We start from the raw sequence: 21,106 nt of genomic DNA on the forward strand, positions 1-21,106 counted from the left end.
GAATATGGACTGTAAAACACATAGCAGTCAGTTAAGGAATTTTGTACATTTACTATTCTAATTTCCTATGTACCTGGCTTAGCTTGACGTCTATGGGCTGTAAAGCCCAACACTCCTTTGAAGAAAAACGATACCTTACAAAGTAACGGTTATAATATCCGAACATTGTTTGATAAGATGTTCACAACGTGAGGCGACAATTTGCTGGTATTGGTTAAAGTAAGTTATATAGCCAAACTGCTCATTGATGCTTGCAATTTCTTCCGGTAATACCGCCATCATTTTTATAATTAATTGCTTAAGCCGCTTTGCCACATACCGCCGCTGCAACTGGCAACTGTCTGCAAAATCAGCGATTTGATAAGCATTGATATTATCGCTATCAAACTCATCTCCCAATGCCATAGCCAACTCTTGCTCCATATCAGGGTATAATCTGACGTTTATCAAATCGTAAAGCGGGGTTAGTGAAATTCCTTGAGAATTAACATAAAAGCTAATATTTTTGCCGTGTGCATCCAGATTATAAACTAAAATATTAAATAGTACCCAATCAAGCATCTGTTGTCTGGTTACGGCTGGATTCTGGCAGCGATCGGCAAAGGCAAATAACAAAGGCAAGCTGGCTCCGTCGCGAATATGAGCAACATCGCGATTACTGCCATAGTTCCTTTCATATTTATACTCAGGGGGCAAGTTAAGCGCCTGGCAACCGTCAATAACATGCCGCCGTTTGACTTGATTATCATTGATTAATTTTCTGTCGAATCTCTCTACCAATAAGGCATGATGGTTTCCGTATTGTTGCAGGGCGGCATTGGCAACATTCAATCCACACTGTTTGGCAAGGCGCATGGTAAGGTATTCGTTGACTACTAAATGCGATTGTTTTTGCCGTTCGAATTTCAGTATATGCGTGGAGCATAAAGCGCCCTCGCCAAACCCCAGCTGTCCTTGGGAAGTAATCATCAGGTTAATTTTATCCTGAATGCCTGCTACTGATAAACGGGGTTTACCATCCCAAATAACCAGACTACGGATATCGCGTTCATCCAGGCGTTCAATCAGTTCCTTTTCTGTCAGCAAGCGGAAAGTGCCTTGTTCCGGTATTTGGGTTTCTGGTTGTTTAAATATCAGCGCGCCAGGAATATCCAAACCTAAAGCGCGTATTAAAGCAAACGTATTATTACGGCTGACATGCAGATTTTGTAATAACTCATCAAATGCATAGCCTTCTGGCAGCAGATTACGTAAAAAGCGAGTGGTAGTAATAGCTGGAATATTATCCGACAGCGGCAAATGCGGAGATACGGCAAACCCTTCTTTTTGCCAGTCAGCAGTATATTTCCATATCAAATACTCGCCTTCTAAAGACAAATAAGCAATTAATTTTTCGCCCAGAACTACGGCCAGCACCGAATTATTGCCATTCATTATTCACCTCATTGTCTTGCCAGGGGAGGATAGTGATATGTATGCCCAGGGAAGCGCAAATTTGCAATAGGGTAGAAATTTGGGTATTAGGATGGCCATGTTCAGCATTGGCCAGGGTCTGCTTTGCCACACCACAAAGCGCAGCTGCATCTTCGAGCCTTAATTGACTTTGTGTTCTCTTGGCGCGAATTGCTTTCCCGATTAATTCTGGCGATATCGGCGCATTGAAATCAGGCGTTGGAGTGATTGTAATTTTTTTTGACATAAATCCTGCTACACTAGGTTTTTTAGGAGTAATAAGCAATATATAACATATAATCCTATAATAGCAGGATTTTTGATAAAATTTGAATGTAAAAAATAATTAATCCTATAATAACAGGATTAATTAGGCGAGTTGAGTCATTTTTGACCCAGCATTAACAATCTTAATCACTTTTCAGGTTTGGAATACATGATAAAAAGCTTGTTGAGTCAAAACGACCCAACCACAAAAAATTGTGCAAAACTGACACATAAGTTAATAATTTCATAATTTTCCTTTGTTATACTTGTTCTAATTAAACTGAAGATGAATATCCCGAAGGGCTCTCATGTCTAATACAAAACACGAATTACGGCGCTTAATAGACGATCAGAATCCTGAGGCGTTAAAACGGTTTTTACAAAGCTACCGTGACCTTGATTTATTAAATTCGGTAACAGCCAATGGCTTATCGGCATTATGGTGGGCTGCGTTCCCGCCCGCGGGTAAAACCGTATCGGCTGAAATTATACAATGCCTGATTGACGATGGCCGGGTTGATCCGACTTTGGGATATAAAGGAATACCCGTGACCAGGGCGCTTGGGCTACCGGCGATTAAGGCCTATGAGGGGCAATACGTCCGCCCCGGAGGCGCAGGCAGAAACCAGAACAGGCCGCGGGAAGTAAACCTGGCTCGGATTGCGGTGGATACGCAAAATACCCACGATACCCTGATTGTAACTGCTGTTGATGAATCGATTAGCAATTTATATAAACGTTATCGGTCGGCAAATCCAGTACAGCCGAGCTTTAAGGATTGGCTGAACGATTTAAAAAAAGCGGAGACTGAGTCGAAAAAAGAGCTGGAAATAGTCGAAAAAGCGATTGATCGTATCGAAAGCGATTCAACGGTCAGATCGTATCGTGTTACTGATAATCAGACGGTAGTACTGACTAATAGCCAGGTTCTGGATTTATTATGGCAGGCGGTGAATGATCCTGACCCGGCACATTTTCTGGCCGGTGTGGAAATGACCGCTGAGGAAATTGAAAACCGCAAAAAACGGTTATTGACACATTTGGCTGATACGCAACGGGAGTACGGCCATAATAACCCGGCCTGCTGGATGGGCACTCGAAACCAGATAGTAAGCAGTATGGATGCAACCCATATCGATGTGGCCATTAGCAGCCAGCTCCCCCTGGATGGTGAAAAGGTTGGTTATGCGTATCTTGTGTTTTGCCGTGATGAACTGGCGGCGCTGGAGCAAAGTAACCCTGCCTTATTTTGGAACTATGTTGATGTTTTTATCATTAGAAATGGCTGCGATGTTAATTTTGAGGATAACTCAATCCCCGATGACTTGAAAACATGGCGGAAGGAAGCCCATGACAGGTTTGTAAGGCGCATGACGGAACAAAATGCCAATCTTCGTGAGGCGTTACGCATGTCGCCTGAAGAACTGAAAGGTTTATTAGCATCCTTTAAAAATTATACTGGCTCAGATGGCGAATACATTGCTTTGAACGATAGCCAGCATGAGCCTTTGCGGCTTTTTGGCAGTCTTTATATGAAGTTAACAACAGTACAATCGGTTCGGGATTTATTTAAGCTCCCTTTAGAGGAACTGACGGCTGCCATTCATCAGGTAATTGCCAAGGGGCTTCAAACTCCATTAACCAGCCTGCAAATAGTTACTCAAATCACCGTCTACCTGACACAGCAATTAAAACCGGCAACGAAATTAAAAAAACTGGTGACTGGACATGAAAGCTCCGGGCAAGAATGGCAAGCCAATTTTATTCATTGGTCAGAGGAACAAAAAGAGAGCTGGTTAACTCGTAATTGCGCGGTATTTGTGACTTACCTCACGCAGGGCAAGCATGTCAGCAATACCCCCGACACCTTTCATGCCCTGCTTGCTGAAGAGTGGGCTGAGGCCTATCCAACTCTTAAAGCCTGGCTTGACACTTTAACGCCCGAGTTGCGTAAACAATTTGTGAGCGAAATGTTGGCGCATAAAAGGGCTTACCCGTTTCAGGCTTCGGATGAACAGTTTTTCACTGACCTTGCGTTTGGCTTTGGTCTGGAGCATGGGTATTTACAACATATGGTAGTCAATCAGATAACGACTATTAAAAACAGGGATTTGCGGGGAGTTGATTTATCAACGATTAATTTATTGAGGATCATGTTTGAAAACTGCAATTTGTGCTTAACTGGTATTCTTCGCAATGCAACCATTACCCCCGAACACGTTGCAACAAATCACTTTGATCTGGATTATTTGTATCTTTTTAAATCAGTAGAGAGCGGTAATCCCACATACGTCAAGGCCATTCTTGCTTGTTCCGGATGGAAAGAAAATCCCTTGTGTGCAAAGGGAGCCAGGCATTATTCTCCATTGGGCCGTGCACTATTAGGTTCTACTAACGAGATTGCGAAAACACTCCTGACTAGCCACTGGTGTACAGCAGACGCAATTTGCCATCAAAGTGTTTTAGCTTCCGCCCTTTCTAAAAATGATAAACTCGCTTGTTTTGTTCTGGATCATCCTCTATTCGATTATAATAAGTTACCTTATACTGATGCTTGTTGGGATTTGAGAGATGAGTTAAAGTGTCCAAATGCCACAAGGAGAATGCTGGCTTTTGAGGGAGTTGAAAAAGATATGGCCAGGATTTTTAGCACCTGGGGTCATTTTGATTCTACTATCTCCCGGAAACTCCTAACGAGTCCGCATGCCGGAAAGTGGTTTGCAAATTTACCAGTAAATATTAATTCTCTTTCATTATTACCTATTCTGCGCAGTCCTGATTGCAGTTTTGAAAATTTAAAGCAGATAGAAGAAAAAATGAAGTATCTGCCTTCTTATGCCCCAAAAAAAGAATTATATCAGGCCTTGGCTCAGGCTAAAAAGCGTAACAATTTTCCTAAATCCTATCAGAAAATATACCATGATCCGGCCTATGAAAATGACATGGCTAAAATTAAAGCGTTACTTAAAGATTATGTTAAACAAAGTGATTGCATTCCGTCCGAGGTAAATCGGTTTTTCCATTTTCATTGGAATCGTCACCACATCGATAAAGTACAAGATGTTATTGAGAAAGTAGAAAGCGGTGAAATTAAAACGGCAGAAGAGCTAATTATCAGTCTTCACGAAATCTATGATGAAAAGTCTGTCAACCAGGCAGGTTCATTAGCTCGAAGAATCGCGTTTATTAAACAACAGTATACTCAGGCTCACCTGCAATTAGCGCCTGAACAGCCTGGTGTAAGGGGACCTGTAATCTAATTGCAAGTTATGTAGGTTGGGTCGTTTTGACCCAACATTATCAGTTAATTAAAACTTTCTTCACAGAACCTCGCGGTACAATCGCTTATTATGCTTTGTAAGTCAGACCCAATGCGAAAATATCTACATAAGGCGTGGCATTGGCAATCAGGTTTGGCCTTCTTGGGCTGCTTGGCGGAGCTGCGATTGGAGCATTAAATTGAAAGATGTGTGACCAACGGCCAAACACACTCACATTATCAGAGAATTCATACTCCCCGCGCAGGGTAGATGACCATGCATCACTTTCAGGTAAAGAAATATCTCTATAGCGATTGTTGACCGGGGTTTGGGCATATCTGGCTAATCCGAGTACAGTGAATTTGTTAATAACTTTTCTGACGCCGAATTCACTAATCCATGCATTTCTATAATAAATAGGAATAGTAAGTTGAGAGACACCGCCAAGCTGAGTGCTAACAGACATGGGCAGGTTAGCAACAATAGTTTTGAACCTGGACCAGTGTACGTAACTTAATTGTCCAATCAAACCAAAATCTTCGCTTAAAGCCTGAAATACGCCTAAGCGCGCCATATCAGGACGCACAACAGAGCCTGTGGCTTCCCCGCTTCCTGTGATGCCTGATGGACCTACAACGCTTACGGGTCCATCCAAGTGAACATTTTGATTGGAAAAATAAGCCAATGAGATATAGCTGCCAAGCCAAGGTTTCACAGCGATGCCCGCGTGCCAGCCAACCTGCCATCCATCAGCTTTAAGCGTAAATGGAACCGAACGAAGCTGGGGTGCGGCAGAATTTGGAAAGCCAAAATTGGTATTTAGAGCAGCAGACATTTTCAGGATATCCAACCCTAAGCCAACCGTAAATTTTTCGTCAAACTGGTAAGCCAAATTAGGTGCGATATTATACCCATTTAATTTAGAACGCCAAATAGAATAGCGTAATGGCGAATCTTCAGGGTAGGTTAAATTATTAAGAAAACTTTGGCCTGCAACAACACCCACCAGAAAATTGTCATTGATCCGATAGGTAATTTTGCCGCCCGGTAAAGTATATGATTCTCTAATACTGACGTCGACATTCTGGCTAGTTGGCGTAAAAGCAAAAGCAGATGGCACAGCAGGAAAATTTTGAACCCCAACAACCGGAATATGAACAACAGGATAAATTATACCGCCAGACACTTCGTAGTTTTTGGTTTTACCCATATCAGCGGGATTAAACCAGGAATATTCGTTGTCAAAGCGGCCACCCTCAGCCATAACAATGCTTGACGTGAAAAGCAAAGTACAACTTAAGAACTTCTTATTCATTATTTGTTTTCGCTATAATTTATTTATTTTAATCATTATTTCATTGAATGTTTTTAAAATCAATGATCAAGACACCGTTAATCCAGCAGTTCAACCCGATCTTTAAAATATTCCAGCGCTTCCGGGTTTGCCAGTGATTGCAGGTTATTAATCTTTTCGCCATGCACAACCTGACGTACTGCCAGTTCAACAATTTTACCGCTCATGGTCCTTGGAATCTCGGCAACCTGCAGGATTTTGGCTGGTACATGGCGAGGCGAGGCATTATCACGCACGATCTTCCTGATGCTTGCCTGTAAAGTATCATCAAGGGTATATCCTGATTTCAGTTTGACGAAAAGCACAACTCTGACATCATCTTGCCAATCCTGCCCAATCACAATGCTTTCCATTACTTCGGGTATTTTTTCAACCTGGCGGTAGATCTCGGCAGTGCCGATGCGGACGCCGCCGGGATTTAATACGGCATCTGATCGTCCATAAATAATTAGTCCTTTATGTTCGGTTATTTCAGCAAAATCCCCATGAGCCCAGATATTGTCAAACCGTTCAAAATAGGCATGATGATAAGCTTTTTTATCCGGATCGTTCCAGAAACCTACCGGCATTGATGGGAAAGGTTTTGTGCAGACCAATTCCCCACGTTCCTGAATAACAGATTTGCCAAAGTCATTAAATACTTCGACTGCCATGCCCAGTCCCAGACATTGCAATTCACCGCGATAGACCGGCAGTATCGGATTGCCCAGGGCAAAACAGGAAACAATATCCGTTCCGCCGGAAATCGAACTGAGTTGCACAGTTTTTTTAATATGCTGGTAAACAAAATCATAGTTTTTAGGCAGCAGGGGCGAACCAGTTGATAAAATAGCTTTTAGTCTGGCCATCGGATAACGTTCTGCAGGTCTTGCTTCTGCATTTTCTACTGCCGATATAAATTTGGCGCTGGTACCAAAAACAGAAATGTTTTCCTCATCAATCAGCTTGAATAACCGGTTGGCATCAGGGTATGCCGGTGCGCCTTCATAAAGTGTAAGTGTAGCGCCTAGCGCCAGAACAGATACCATCCAGTTCCACATCATCCAACCGCAGGTTGTATAAAAACAAAGGTTGTCGTCTGCTGTAATATCGCTATGCAGGCCTAATTCCTTAATATGCTGCAGCAGAGTGCCGCCCGCGCCATGGACTATGCATTTGGGTTTTCCGGTGGTTCCGGAAGAAAACAGGATATAAAGCGGATGGTCGAAAGGTAACGAGGCAAATTCACAATGTGCGGCCGGTTTTATAAACGAGTTCCAGTGCTCAATATGCGGCAGGGCAGGGAGTTGCGGATTGAGCGATAAAATCGGGCAGACGACAATTTTTCGTAAGCTGGGCATTGCTTCTGCCATAGCAATAATTTTGTCAGCTGCATCATGTTGTTTCCCCATATATTGATGGCCGTCACAGGCAAACAATACGACTGGCTCGACCTGACCCAACCTGTCAATCGCTGCCTGAGCGCCAAAATCGGGCGAACAGGACGACCAGATCGCCCCTAAAGAGGCCGCTGCCAGCATGGCAATAATGGTATAGCTGACATTGGGCATGATAGCGGCAACTCGATCACCGGTTTTAACGCCAGCCGCCTTCAATCCTGCTGCGCATTGGGCAACCAGCGTATAAAGCGCCTGATAGCTTATTTCTTCCCTCTGCCCGGCTTCATTAATACAAATCAGGGCAGTATGGTTATCACGCCGGCTTAATAGCTTTTCAGCGAAATTAAAACGTGCGCCTGTAAACCATTTGGCATCAAGCATATGGCTGCCGGCAGTGAATGCATGCTGTGACGGCGTATCAAATTTGATATCAAAAAAATCACATAAGGATTGCCAGAATTTACCCGGGTTGTTGATTGACCACTGGTAAAGCTGGTCATACTGAGTAAAGGGTTGTTTCTCGTTGCGGCTGACAAACTGCATGAACTGCCACATGCGGCTTGTTTCGGGAGAGGCGGGTTGCCATACGGGTTTCATAATCAATAACATCCTGTTACCTAATAAGGCCGGATTATAATATTGCGGGCGACCGCCTGGCAAGTTCAGAACAAGTAGAGTATTGGTCTGTAAATTTTAATAAATATTTCCTTAAGCTTTATTTGTTATATTTGTTTAATTATTTTCCCAATATATTATAACGGGGTTGTTCATGCCGGATCTGAAACAAAAATTACGCGGGATAATTGATAGCCAAAATAGTGAGCGATTAAAGAAATTTTTACAAAAACATCGTGATTTTGATGTCAATTCAATAACAGCTAACAATTTATCGGCCTTACAGTGGGCTTTGTTTCCGGTAAACAATCAACCCATTTCTACTGATATTATTCAGTGCCTGATTACTGACGGCCGAGTTGATCCGATTTCTGCTTATAACGATAATCGAATGCGGCTAATCCATCTGCTTCCGCAAACTGCCAGGCAAATAAAATCCCTGATTGAAAAGTATGAAGGTCAATATCATCGTCAGGTACCGGCAAACGCAGAACTGGGAGCGCCTCATCTTGCGCAAATAGCAGCAGATGGCCAGAATACCCACGACAGCCGGATTGTCGCGGCGGTAGACAAGTCGATTGCCAAATTATTTAAACGTTATTGTGCCGCCCCGGCAGTGCAGCCAACCCTGCAAGAATGGCTTGAAACTTTAAACAAAGATGAGCTTGACGCAAACGATTTGGAAACAGCCAACACGGCAATTAAGCGAATTGCAGGCGACCTTACTAACCGGACATATTTACTGGATAATAACGAGAAGGTAACGCTTACCAATATGCAAGTTCTGGATTTGTTATGGCATGCAGTGAATGATACCGAGCCGCTTCATTTTGTTATCGGCGTTGAAATGACGGCAGAAGAAATTGAAAATCGCAAAAAACGCCTGATAACCCATCTGATTACCTCCCAAAAGGAATACGGCCCAAACAACCCGGCATGCTGGATGGGTACTCGCAACCAGATAGTCAGTAGTATGGATGCGACCCATATTGACGTGGAAATCAGCCAAAAAGTGCCGCTTGACGCTCAAAACATAGGCCATCAATATCGCGCTTTTTGTCGGGAGCGATTGGAAGTTCTCGAAAAAAATGATCCAGCCTTATTTTGGAAATATGTTGAATTTTTTACGCTTAAAAATGACTTGGGGGTTAATTTCGATGAAGTGTCAATTCCCGAGGCGTTAAAACAATGGCGGATAGATATCCACACCTGTTTTGTTAAACTTATTACTGAACAAAATGCCGAGCTTGCCGTGTCGTTGCAAATGCCGGCTGAAAAACTGGATAACTTACTGCTGGTCTTTAAAAATGATTCTGATCCGAAAATTGATTATATCGCGCTCGAACACAATTTGCATGAACCTCTGCGTTCTTTAGGCAATATCTCCCAGATTTTATCCTTGCCATCAGCTCAGAATTTATTTCAAGCGGGCGGGCTGCTGATAAATTTGATAAATCAAATCATTGCCGCAGGTGTTAAAAGCCAATTAACCTGCGAGCAAATACTAACCCAAATCACAGCTTGCCTGATGCAGCAGTTAAAATCGGCGCAGGAACTAAAAGAATTGTTGATTGGTCATGCCCATACCGGGAACGCATGGCAAAGCAATTTCGCTTCCTGGTCAGAGGATCAGAAAGAGCGCTGGCTGACGCGTAATCGCCAGATTTTTGTTGATTATTTAAAACAGGGAATGCATTTTAGCAATAATCCAGAGCGCTTTTATGAGTTGCTTGCCGAGGAATTGGCAGAGGCCCATCCCAAGCATAAAGACTGGCTTGGCAGCCTGCCGCCCGCGTTGCGTCAAAAATTTTTGACTGAAGTGTTAGCTGATTACCCCTTTAAAAAATCCGCTGATGAACAGATTACAAACCTTGCGTTTGCCTTTGGTTTAGCGCATGGCCATTTAAAACATCTGGCTGCAAACCAGAAGGTAGTCATCAAAAAACGGGATTTACGGGGTATTGATTTATCAACGATTGATTTATCGAAAGTAATGTTTGAAGATTGCGATTTACGTTTAACCGATATCCTTGCCAATGAAACGGTTACATCTGAACATCTGACAACCAGTCAGGTTGATGTAAATGCAAGACATCTTTGGAAAGCATTAGATAGTGGTAAAGCCAGTTATGTTAAAACAGTGCTTGCCTGTAAAGCGTGGAAAGGAATGGCTAATCCTTTGCTCTCGCCAAGGAGAATGTATCGTAATGAATTGAGTCATGCTATAAGGACGAGTGCTCCTGAGGTTGCAAAAGAAATTATAGCCAGTCAATGGTGTACAGGAGAAGTTCTTCGCCTGAATGATACATTGTCTACCGCTTTGATTAATAATGATTCAGTTGCTTGTGCGATTCTGGATCATCCATCGTTTAAGGGATATCAGATAGGTTATTCTCATTGGTCTATAGCTATGCTGTCGGATATTTGTCCCAATGCCCGATTGAAAATGCTGGCTATTGCCGACAGCAAGGCATTTAATATTTCTACATCAATCAAATGGACCTTTAGCAGTCAAGGTCTACTACATTCCCACGCGGTATTTCATAAATCACTGCTTTCTGTCCAGACTGGTAGTTTATTGCATAACGAGGTTTTTATAACCAGGTACTGGTTGCAGCAGATAATCCAGCAGTCTACCAGCAGCCAAAATCTGCAAGCAGGATTGGCAGTCATTGCCAGCCCGTATTGCAGCAATGAGCACTTGGGAAAAATAAAGGCGGTTATCAGGGGAAATAACATTTCCTCTTGTTGGAAAAATGCGATCGATCAAGCCATTGCCAGTACTGAGAAACGCAACAGAACGCCAAACTCCTATCGAAAGATTTATAACAACCCGGCTTATACGACATCGATGGATAAAGCCGTAGCCTTACTTAAAGATTATATTAAAGAAGCGAATTACATCCCCGCAGGCGTCAATCGATTTTTTCACTTGCATTGGAATCGTCATCATACGGATGAAATTTGGTTAATTATTAGTCAGGTGAAAAAAGGGGAATATAAATCGATAGAAGAGTTAATGGTACGTCTGCATCAGGTATATAACCAACCTATCGGCGGCAAGTTTAATCCAACAGGTTCTTTAGCCAGAAGAATTTCGTTTATCATGCAGCAATATACCGAAGAGCGCATGCAGTTAAAAGCAGAACAGAGGGTTGAACAACCCACGATGATGTAGGTTGGGTCGTTTGACCCGTCAAGCTAGGAATTAAATTTCTACATTCACAGCATCGTTCGGGCTGAGGAAGCGCTTTAGCGCTGTCTCGAAGCCTGTGGTACAGTGCCAAGCCTTCGAGACAAATGCTCCGCATTTTCCTCAGGCCGAACGGTTATGAGTTTTGCCAGTAACTTGACGTCTATGGCTCAAACGACCCAACCTACTGGTTTGCCAATAATGCATTTGCGGCTTTTGATTGATTTTTTCGGCCAATTGCTTTGCAAATCATATCGCCGGCAGAGACAACTTTATAGATATCAACGCCGGTTTCAATGCCAAGGCCGTGCATAAGGTATAAGACATCTTCAGTGGCGACATTGCCGGTTGCGCCGCGCGCATAAGGGCAGCCGCCCAGTCCTGCGACTGAGCTGTCAAACTGGTAGACGCCCATCTCAAGTGCGGCATAAATATTGGCAATTGCCTGACCATAAGTGTCATGGAAATGCATGGCAAAGCGATGTATGGGAATCTGTTTCAGAGTTTTTTCTATTACTGCTTTGGTCTGGCTGGGCGTGCCGACTCCGATAGTATCGCCCAGACATATTTCATCAGCGCCCAAATTAATTAACTCTGCAGTGACATCAGCAACCTGCGAAGGGGATATTTTACCCTCATACGGGCAGCCCAAAGCACAGGAAATATAAGCACGGACATGAATATTTTCCGCTTTTGCCATTAATATGACCGGTTCAAACCGTTTAATGCTTTCAGCAATGGTGCAGTTGATATTGCGTTGGTTAAACGTTTCACTGGCGGCAGTGAACACTGCAATGTGTTTTAAACCTGCGGCCAACGCTTTTTGCATGCCGCGCTCATTAGGGACAAGAGCAGAATAGGCTACGCCCGCGTACTGCCGGATTCGCTCTATAACAATTTCATTGTCTGCCAACTGCGGGATTGCCTTTGGTGAAACGAAACTGGTCGCTTCAATCCGCTTAAGGCCGGTTTCGCTCAAGCGGTTAATCAGATCGATTTTCGTTTCTGCCGGCACAAGGGCTGCTTCATTTTGCAGACCATCCCTGGGGCCTACTTCAATAATGGTAACTTGTTTTGGCAAGTCCATAATTATCCCTGTGGTTAAGTATTGCTGTTATCCAGCGCAAGCAATTTTGCACCTTCACTCACCTGTGAACCTATATCATAAAACACTTCAGCTAAAATACCATCTTTAGGTGCATGGATCGCATGCTCCATCTTCATTGCTTCAAGTACAATCAATTGTTCGCCTTTTTTTACCGCGTCGCCGGGTTTTTTCAGAATGGCAACTACAGTAGCCGGCATAGGTGCAGTCAAGTCATGATCAGCGCCTCCATGAGCATTGGTTTGCCAGTCATAACGTCCAAAACTTGTCGTGCCGCTGGTGAGATAAACGTTTAGCTGATCAGGCAAGGCCTCAACCCAGGCCGCTCGTTTCTGCCCGTCAATATCAATAATCAGATGCCCGCGATCATAGTTCGCTGCCAAGGCTCTGGTATCCGCTCCGGTAATCAGCTCAAAGCGGTTGGTATCAATGGGGGTAATTCTGATTGCCAGCAATTCGCCATTTAACAAATAACGTTGTGTCCAGGAACCGGCACTCGTCAGTTGCCAGTTAAAAGCCTGTTGATAAACCGGATCGCTTGTATTCTTGACTGTTGCCAGAAAATCATAGGCCGCTGCAAACAGTAGCGCTGTTTCCTCATCGGGCGCAGGCAGCGTAATGTTTTCCTGGTTTAAAAAATCAGTACTTAATTGCGCTTGCCTGAACCGTTCATTCTGGCAAATCGTCTGTAAAAACGGAATATTGGATTTGACGCCGCCTATTGCATAATGAGCGAGCGCGTATTGCAGGCGTTGCAAAGCTTGTTGCCGTGTTTCCCCCCAGACAATGAGCTTGGCAATCATCGGATCATAATACTGGCTGATAGTGGAGTGGCAGGTAATGCCGCTGTCTATGCGTATGCCTTCGCCCTGCGGCTGTTTTAAAAAATGCAGTTTGCCAGTAGAAGGGATGAAATCTCGATGCGGATCTTCAGCGTAAATCCGACATTCAATTGCGTGCCCATGTTCAGTAATCTGTTCCTGCAATAACGGAAGCGGCTGATTGGCTGCAATCTGGATTTGCCAGGCGACCAAATCAAGGCCGGTAATCATTTCGGTGACCGGGTGTTCAACCTGCAGTCTGGTATTCATTTCCATAAAATAAAAATGTTGCTGCTGATGATCAACCAGAAACTCAACCGTTCCCGCACCACGGTAATTAATTGAGCGCGCTACCTCGCACGCAGCCGCTGCCAGCTGTTGCCGTAATTGCGGATTTAAATCCGGAGCCGGGGCTTCTTCGATAATCTTCTGATGGCGGCGCTGAATAGAACAGTCACGTTCAAAAATATGAACAACATTGCCATGATTGTCAGCCATAATCTGTACTTCAACATGGCGGGGATTAACCACCAGCTTTTCAATAATCATGGTATCGTCAGCAAAGCTTGCCATTGCCTCCCGGCGCGCTCCAGCCAGTGCCTGGCCGAATTCAGCCCGGCTGTTAACCGCCCGCATGCCCTTACCGCCCCCGCCGTTCGCTGCTTTTAATAATACGGGAAAACCAATGTGTTCAGCTTCTTGCAATAAGCGTTGATCGTCCTGATCGCTGCCATGATAACCAGGAGTCAACGGAACGTTTGTGCTCTCAAGCATCTGCTTGGCAAGCTGTTTTGATGCCATGGCTTCCATCGCACTGATTGAAGGGCCGATAAACACAATACCAGCCTGTTCACAGGCTTTGGCAAACAGAGGATTTTCAGATAAAAACCCATAGCCAGGATGTATTGCCTGAGCCTGTGACGCTTTGGCTGCTGCAATAATAGCTTCGATATTCAAATAGCTTGCTTTCGCTGGCGCTTCGCCAACCCAACAGGCGCGATCAGCCAGTCGGACATGTTCACTGTCCGCATCCGGCGTTGAATAAATGGCAACCGTTTCAATGCCAAGCTTCCTTGCGGTTTTAATAATCCGGCAGGCAATTTCGCCGCGGTTGGCAATCAGGATTTTATTAAACATGGCAGATTAATCCCATTTCGGTGTTTCCTTGTTTAAAAACGCATGCAAGCCGCGTTGCCCCTCAGCTGAAACACGTTTTTTGGCGATAAGGCTGGCGGTATGGCTAATGACCTTATCAGTAACAGGCTGGTTACTGACCTGATTAACCAATAGCTTGCAATCTGCAACGGCCTGGGGCGCTAATTGGCTTATTTTCTGGGCGTACTCAAGCGTAAACATCAATAACTCTTCTTCGCTGATGCAATAATGTATAAGCCCCAGTTCCTTAGCCTGTTTGGCTTCAAAAACATCTGCGCTCATAAATAACCATCGGGCGGCGCGCTCGCCGATTGCTTTGACCACATACGGACTGATTACCGCCGGAATAAGGCCAAGCCTGACTTCCGAAAAGCAAAAACGGGCGGTATCGGCAGCAATTGCTATATCACAGGCGGCAGCCAGTCCGGCTCCGCCGCCGTAGGCCGCGCCGTGAACGGCAGCTATAGTCGGTTTGGGAGACTCATACAGGGTATTCATGACTTTGGCCAGAACCATGGCGTCAGCCAGGTTTTCCTGTTCGCTATAAGTTGCCATGCGTTGCATCCAGCTTAAATCAGCGCCGGCAGAAAAATGTTTGCCATTGGCATTCAGCACAATAGACCGGACTTGTGGATTGTGGATTGCTTCGTCCAGCCTGGCCTGCAAATTATTTAATAATTGGTCGTCAAACGCATTATGTTTATGGATCCGGTTGAAGGTGATCACATAAACGGTATGATGCAATTCAGTTATCAAATCATCCATCACGCTCTCCTTTACATACGAAATACCCCAAACCGGGTGGGTTGGGGCGGTGCGTTCATTGCTGCTGATAAACCTAAACCTAATACAGTGCGGGTATCCTCTGGTGTAATCACGCCATCATCCCATAAGCGGGCACTGGCATAATAAGGATTGCCCTGTTTTTCATACTGTTCGCGCAGTTCCGCCTTAAAGGCTTCTTCGTGATCAACAGGCCAGTCCTTACCGGTTTTACTATATTTATCACGGTTAACCTGCGCTAATACATTAGCGGCCTGTTCGCCGCCCATTACTGAAATGCGGGCATTAGGCCAGGACCATAAGAAATTCGGATCATACGCGCGGCCGCACATGGCATAATTACCGGCGCCGAAACTGCCGCCGACAATGACGGTAAATTTGGGCACCCGGGCATTGGCAACGGCGGTAACCATTTTGGCGCCATGCTTGGCAATACCGCCCGCTTCGTATTTACTGCCCACCATAAAGCCAGTGATATTTTGTAAAAACAGCAAAGGAATGCCGCGTTGAGCGCATAATTCAATGAAATGGGCGCCTTTTAACGCACTTTCAGCAAACAAAATCCCGTTGTTGGCAATAATTCCAATCGGGTAGCCAAACAAATGGGCAAAGCCGCAAATCAGGGTAGTACCATAAAGCGCTTTGAATTCATCAAATTCGGAACCATCTACAATACGGGCGATAACTTCGCGGATATCAAAAGGTTTACGGGGATCGGCAGGAATAATGCCGTTAAGTTCCCGGGCGGAATAAAGTGGTTCCCGGCTTTCAATCCTCTTCAGATAATCCGGTTTTTTGCGATTCAGATGATTGACCGCAGTACGGGCAAGATGAAGGGCATGAGAATCATTTTCCGCATAATGATCAGCGACGCCTGATTGCCGGCAATGAATATCAGCGCCGCCGAGCTCCTCTGCACTGATGACTTCACCGGTGGCCGCTTTGACCAGCGGCGGGCCGCCCAGAAAAATGGTTGCCTGTTGCTTGACCATAATGGACTCATCAGCCATTGCAGGAACATAGGCGCCGCCAGCAGTACAGGAACCCATTACAACCGCTATCTGGGGGATATTACTGGCTGATAAATTTGCCTGATTGTAAAAAATACGCCCAAAATGCTCACGGTCAGGAAATACTTCATCCTGACGAGGTAAAAAGGCGCCGCCTGAATCAACCAGATAAACGCAGGGCAGGTGATTGACGCGGGCGATTTCCTGCGCGCGTAAATGTTTTTTGACGGTCAAGGGATAGTAAGTACCGCCTTTAACCGTGGCATCATTAATAACAATCATGCATTCAGTCCCGGCAATCAGGCCAATACCGGTGATGATTCCAGCTGCTGGAACATAATCGTCATAAACTTCATAAGCAGCAAGTTGCGAAAGTTCAAGAAACGGGCTGCCGGGATCAAGTAATTCCTGCAGACGTTGGCGCGGTAACAGTTTACCGTGCTTTAAATGGCGCTGACGAGCCGCTTCATCGCCGCCTTGATGTATAACCTCAAGGGTTGCCTGTAATTTTTTTACCAAATCCTGCATCACGGCTTCATTTTCTTTAAATTCGCCGCTTGCCGGATTAAGCTTGCTGATAATTCTGGCCATGAGAACCTCAGTGAATTAGCACATTACTAAGAACGATGACTAACCATAAACACCAGGTCAGCTCAATAAAATGAGGCATGTCCTTACCTTTGATTAAACGATATATCAAAGCAGGTATAGCAGCAATAAGTACGGGTATTAAAACCAGCAGGATAACTTTGCGGATCAGTGTTCCCCAACCGCCGTAGTTGAATAAAGGGGTGAGCTTGACATTAAACCAAGCATAAAGCATATCAATGTATACAATGAGCAGATGGGCGTATTTGGCAAACAGGACAACCAGAATACTTAATACCACATAAATAAGGCTTTGTCTGAGCATGAACATCCTACTAATTATTATTATTATTTTAATATGTGAACAACTATTTATTTAAAACCTGGGTCATTCCCGCCTGCGCTGGAATGACCCAGGTTTTTTTAAGTCCGGCAAGATATTAACACAACTCCACTGCCATGGCAGTCGCTTCGCCGCCGCCTATGCACAGTGCTGCTACACCGCGGGTTTTGTTGGTACGCCGTAATGCGTTGATAAGCGTAACCAGAATACGTGCGCCTGACGCACCGATTGGATGGCCTAATGCGCAAGCGCCGCCATAGATATTGACTTTGCTTTCATCCAGTTCAAGTTGGGTAATAGCAGCCATTGCCACGACAGCAAATGCTTCGTTGATTTCATACAGATCAACATCGTCCTGCGACCAGCCGGCTTTATTCATGACTTTGCGGATTGCATCAACTGGCGCAGTAGTAAACCATTCTGGCGCCTGAGCGTGGCTTGCATGGGCAACGATACGGGCCAGCGGAGTCAGGCCGCGTTTTGTAGCCTGGGCTGCAGTCATTAAGATCAGGCTTGCCGCACCGTCAGAAATTGAACTTGAATTGGCAGCAGTTACAGTGCCATCGTTTTTGAATGCCGGTTTTAATTGTGAAATTTTATCCAGTTTGCTGGCGTCAGGGCCTTCATCCAGGCTGATAGTTGTTTCACCTTTACGGGTGGCGATAGTAACCGCTGCAATTTCGTCAGCAAAGGCATTGTCTTTTTGCGCCTGCAACGCTTTAGTCATTGAACGGGTAGCGTATTCATCCTGCTGGCTGCGGGTAAATTTGAAATGGTTAGCTGTTGCTTCAGCAAAAACTCCCATTAACCGGCCACGATCATAGGCGTCTTCCAAACCATCCAGGAACATGTGATCTTTTAATTCGCCATGGCCCAGACGATAGCCGGAACGCGCTTTGGGTAACAGGTAGGGCGCGTTACTCATGCTTTCCATTCCGCTGGCAAGAACGATATTGGCAGTGCCGGCTTTGATTAAATCATGTGCGAGCATAACGGCTTTCATACCTGAACCGCACATTTTATTAATTGTTGTGGCGCCCGCTGAATCAGGAATGCCTGCTTTGATTGCCGCCTGACGGCCGGGAGCCTGACCTATCCCTGCCTGCAGCACGCAACCGGTAATCACTTCATCGATTTCTGCTGGTGCAATACCGGCTTCCTCAAGCACTGCTTTATGGGCAATAGCGCCCAGTTCCGGCGCGGTTAAGGCTGATAAAGTACCTAACATACCGCCCATAGGCGTTCTCTTCGCAGCAACAATGACAATATCATTTTGATCCATGATGTAATTTCCTTATGCGTTTTCTTTAAAAAGTTCACGTCCAATCAGCATTCGCCTGATCTCTGACGTACCTGCCCCGATTTCATAAAGCTTGGCATCCCGCAACAAACGGCCAGTAGGGTACTCATTAATATAACCGTTACCACCCAGGATCTGTATCGCCTGCAATGCCATTTGTGTTGCCCGTTCAGCGGTGTATAAAATCACCCCGGCTGCGTCTTTACGGCTCACCAGTCCCTGATCACAGGCTCTGGCTACCGCATATAAATAGGCGCGGCTGGCGCTTAAGTCCGTGTACATATCTGCCAGCTTGCCCTGAATAAACTGAAACTCGCCTATAGGCTGATTAAATTGTTTACGCTCATGGACATAAGGCAATACCACATCCATACAGGCCTGCATAATGCCGATTGGGCCTGCAGCCAATACTGTGCGTTCGTAATCCAGGCCGCTCATTAACACCCGCACGCCCTGATTGATTTCACCCAATATATTTTCCGCCGGAACTTCACAATCTTCAAAAACCAGCTCACAGGTATTTGAGCCCCGCATCCCCAGTTTATCAAGTTTTTGCGCGGTCCTGAAACCCGGAAAATCTTTTTCGATAATAAAAGCGGTAATTCCCTTGCTGCCAGCCTGTTTATCGGTTTTGGCGTATACCACCAGTACATTGGCATCCGGGCCATTGGTAATCCACATTTTGGTGCCGTTCAGGATAAATCGGTCGCCTTGCTGTTTTGCCTGCAGTTGCATGCTTACTACATCCGAGCCTGAATTGGCTTCGCTCATTGCCAGAGAGCCAACATATTCTCCGCTTATAAGTTTAGGCAGATATTTGGCTTTTTGCACGCTGTTGCCATTTAAATAAATCTGATTGACACATAAATTGGAATGGGCGCCATAACTCAGGCCGACTGATGCCGAAGCGCGGGAAACTTCCTCCATTGCGATTACATGAGCCAGATAACCCATATTGGCGCCGCCGTATTCTTCACCGGCGGTAATTCCAAGCAGGCCCATATCGCCCAATTTGCGCCATAACGAATTGGGAAAACTGTTATCGGCATCAATTTGAGCGGCAAGCGGCGCAATTTCCTGCTGGGCGAACTGCTGAACACTGTTGCGTAAGAGGTCAAGCGTTTCACCTAATTGATAATTTAAACCTGTCTGCATGGACACTTCCTGTTGCTGTGGCAAATTAACTAGACTATACCGGTAGCAGGGTATTTTGCAAGAGTGGCTAAGGTTAAGGAATTAATTTCCACATATCACTACATCGTTCGGACAATTTTTGTAGGTTGGGTCGTTTTGACCCAACAGGCTTTTTATCAAGCACTCCAGATCAGAAAAGTAATTGAGATTGGTAATGTTGGGTCAAAACGACCCAACCTACACGTAATACAAAAAATTGTCCTGTGCAAAGAAGTCCAAACCCCATTTTCTACGGCTTAAGAATCTGTTAATAATTCCGCCATATAATACTACAAACTCTTAATTAATATATAAATCATGCCCACCGTCATTTCCCAGCTTAAACAGGCGATAGATAATCAGGATGAAAATGCCGTTAAAAAAATCCTGGCTGAAAATCCGGGATTGGATCTGAATGAGGTTGCCCCCGGAATATCCGCTTTATGGTGGGCTTTGCATCCGCCGGAAGATAAAGCGCTTTCACGAGCTATTATCACTTGTCTGTTAGCCACCCGAAAAATCGATCCTACCCTGCAATATGGTGGTATAACGCCTTGTAATTTTACCCAGGAGCTGACAGGCTCTTCTTTACATTTGCAAATTACCGATTATGAAGATCAGTATGTCAGACCGCAAACTACAAGAGCGGCAGGGGCGCTAAGGGATTTTGTTGCCGACGGCCAAAATACCCATGACAGTGTGATTGTAACAGCGGTTGACAGCAGTATTTCAGCGCTTTATCAACGGTATGGCAATGCGGTTTTTTCTGGCCAGACGATTGAAGATTTTATAAAGGAACTAAAAGCCGGTCAGGGCCTAAGCGAACGAGAGATTAAAGCGGCGCAAAAAGCTTGTGCCCGAATAAAATCGCAGACTGAGAATCGCGCTTATGCGTTGCCCGATAATCAAACCGTTGCCCTGACCAATCAACAGGTATTAAATCTTCTCTGGCAAGCGGTTAATGATACCCGGCCGGAATCTTTTGTTCTTAATGCCGATATGTCAACCGCCGAAATAACGGCCCGTAAACGGCAATTGGTCAAACACCTGGCGATGGCTCAAACGGAATATGGCGAAAATAATGCAGCTTGCTGGATGGGTACCCGCAACCAGATAGTCAGCAGTATGGATGCGGTTCACCGGGATGTGGCTATCGCTGAAAGCCTGCCAATCACGGAGGAATCTATTGGATATCAGTATCTGGCCTACTGTAAATGGCGGCTTGACGAGTTGGCCGAAAATGAACCGGCCTTGTTTCGGGATTATGTCTATTATTATTCGCTGCGCGGGTTACCGGGCGGCGCTCAT

Annotated in this window: 14 protein-coding genes; 3 read left to right on the top strand and 11 right to left on the bottom strand. The window is 45.1% G+C overall.

The window, feature by feature from the left end:
• Positions 1-135: 135 nt before the first annotated feature.
• Both ACFORL_RS08935 and ACFORL_RS08940 read right to left on the bottom strand, forming a co-directional pair.
• Positions 136-1,434 carry a HipA domain-containing protein gene (locus tag ACFORL_RS08935; RefSeq protein ID WP_382343180.1) on the bottom strand — a complete coding sequence of 433 codons (1,299 nt, stop codon included), beginning with the start codon at positions 1,432-1,434 and terminating at the stop codon, positions 136-138.
• The gene (locus ACFORL_RS08940) at positions 1,421-1,699 is read right to left on the bottom strand and encodes a helix-turn-helix domain-containing protein (RefSeq protein WP_382343182.1); all 279 of its coding nucleotides are present in this window, start codon (positions 1,697-1,699) and stop codon (positions 1,421-1,423) included. The genes ACFORL_RS08935 and ACFORL_RS08940 overlap by 14 nt, the downstream gene beginning before the upstream one ends.
• A gap of 328 nt (positions 1,700-2,027) precedes the next feature.
• On the opposite strand from ACFORL_RS08940, the gene ACFORL_RS08945 reads away from it, so the two are divergent.
• Entirely contained in the window at positions 2,028-4,979 is a 2,952-nt protein-coding gene (locus ACFORL_RS08945) for a DUF5617 domain-containing protein (protein ID WP_382343184.1), read from the top strand.
• 88 nt (positions 4,980-5,067) lie between these two features.
• Here the strand turns inward: ACFORL_RS08945 and ACFORL_RS08950 are convergent, their stop codons facing one another.
• Positions 5,068-6,294, bottom strand: a complete 1,227-nt coding sequence (locus ACFORL_RS08950; RefSeq protein ID WP_382343186.1) for an OmpP1/FadL family transporter — start codon at positions 6,292-6,294, stop codon at positions 5,068-5,070.
• Between the two features lie 77 nt (positions 6,295-6,371).
• Entirely contained in the window at positions 6,372-8,309 is a 1,938-nt protein-coding gene (locus tag ACFORL_RS08955; RefSeq protein ID WP_382343188.1) for an acetoacetate--CoA ligase, read from the bottom strand.
• Between the two features lie 172 nt (positions 8,310-8,481).
• Here ACFORL_RS08955 and ACFORL_RS08960 point away from each other — a divergent pair, with 172 nt between their 5' ends.
• A complete protein-coding gene (locus tag ACFORL_RS08960) occupies positions 8,482-11,505 on the top strand; it encodes a DUF5617 domain-containing protein (protein ID WP_382343190.1) in 3,024 nt (1,007 codons plus the stop codon).
• 199 nt (positions 11,506-11,704) lie between these two features.
• Here ACFORL_RS08960 and ACFORL_RS08965 read toward each other — a convergent pair whose 3' ends face one another.
• From ACFORL_RS08965 to ACFORL_RS08995, 7 genes are all read right to left on the bottom strand, one after another.
• A complete protein-coding gene (locus tag ACFORL_RS08965) occupies positions 11,705-12,607 on the bottom strand; it encodes a hydroxymethylglutaryl-CoA lyase (RefSeq protein WP_382343192.1) in 903 nt (300 codons plus the stop codon).
• Between the two features lie 14 nt (positions 12,608-12,621).
• Positions 12,622-14,583 (bottom strand): acetyl/propionyl/methylcrotonyl-CoA carboxylase subunit alpha, encoded by a 1,962-nt coding sequence (locus tag ACFORL_RS08970; protein WP_382343194.1) that lies wholly within the window; start codon positions 14,581-14,583, stop codon positions 12,622-12,624.
• A 6-nt stretch (positions 14,584-14,589) separates the two neighbouring features.
• Complete coding sequence (locus ACFORL_RS08975; RefSeq protein WP_382343196.1) at positions 14,590-15,366, bottom strand: enoyl-CoA hydratase-related protein; 777 nt, start codon at positions 15,364-15,366, stop codon at positions 14,590-14,592.
• A gap of 11 nt (positions 15,367-15,377) precedes the next feature.
• Positions 15,378-16,985 carry a carboxyl transferase domain-containing protein gene (locus ACFORL_RS08980; RefSeq protein WP_382343198.1) on the bottom strand — a complete coding sequence of 536 codons (1,608 nt, stop codon included), beginning with the start codon at positions 16,983-16,985 and terminating at the stop codon, positions 15,378-15,380.
• Positions 16,986-16,992: 7 nt separating this feature from the next.
• Complete coding sequence (locus tag ACFORL_RS08985; protein WP_382343200.1) at positions 16,993-17,307, bottom strand: hypothetical protein; 315 nt, start codon at positions 17,305-17,307, stop codon at positions 16,993-16,995.
• Positions 17,308-17,422: 115 nt separating this feature from the next.
• Positions 17,423-18,607 carry a thiolase family protein gene (locus ACFORL_RS08990; protein ID WP_382343201.1) on the bottom strand — a complete coding sequence of 395 codons (1,185 nt, stop codon included), beginning with the start codon at positions 18,605-18,607 and terminating at the stop codon, positions 17,423-17,425.
• A gap of 12 nt (positions 18,608-18,619) precedes the next feature.
• A complete protein-coding gene (locus ACFORL_RS08995; RefSeq protein ID WP_382343203.1) occupies positions 18,620-19,780 on the bottom strand; it encodes an isovaleryl-CoA dehydrogenase in 1,161 nt (386 codons plus the stop codon).
• 336 nt (positions 19,781-20,116) lie between these two features.
• Between ACFORL_RS08995 and ACFORL_RS09000 the strand changes: the two genes are divergently transcribed.
• Positions 20,117-21,106, top strand: a 990-nt coding sequence (locus ACFORL_RS09000) for a hypothetical protein (protein WP_382343205.1), incomplete at its 3' end; no start/stop codon positions are given.

It is taken from the genome of Legionella dresdenensis, assembly GCF_042649825.1.
In the GTDB taxonomy this organism is placed as follows: domain Bacteria; phylum Pseudomonadota; class Gammaproteobacteria; order Legionellales; family Legionellaceae; genus Legionella_C; species Legionella_C dresdenensis.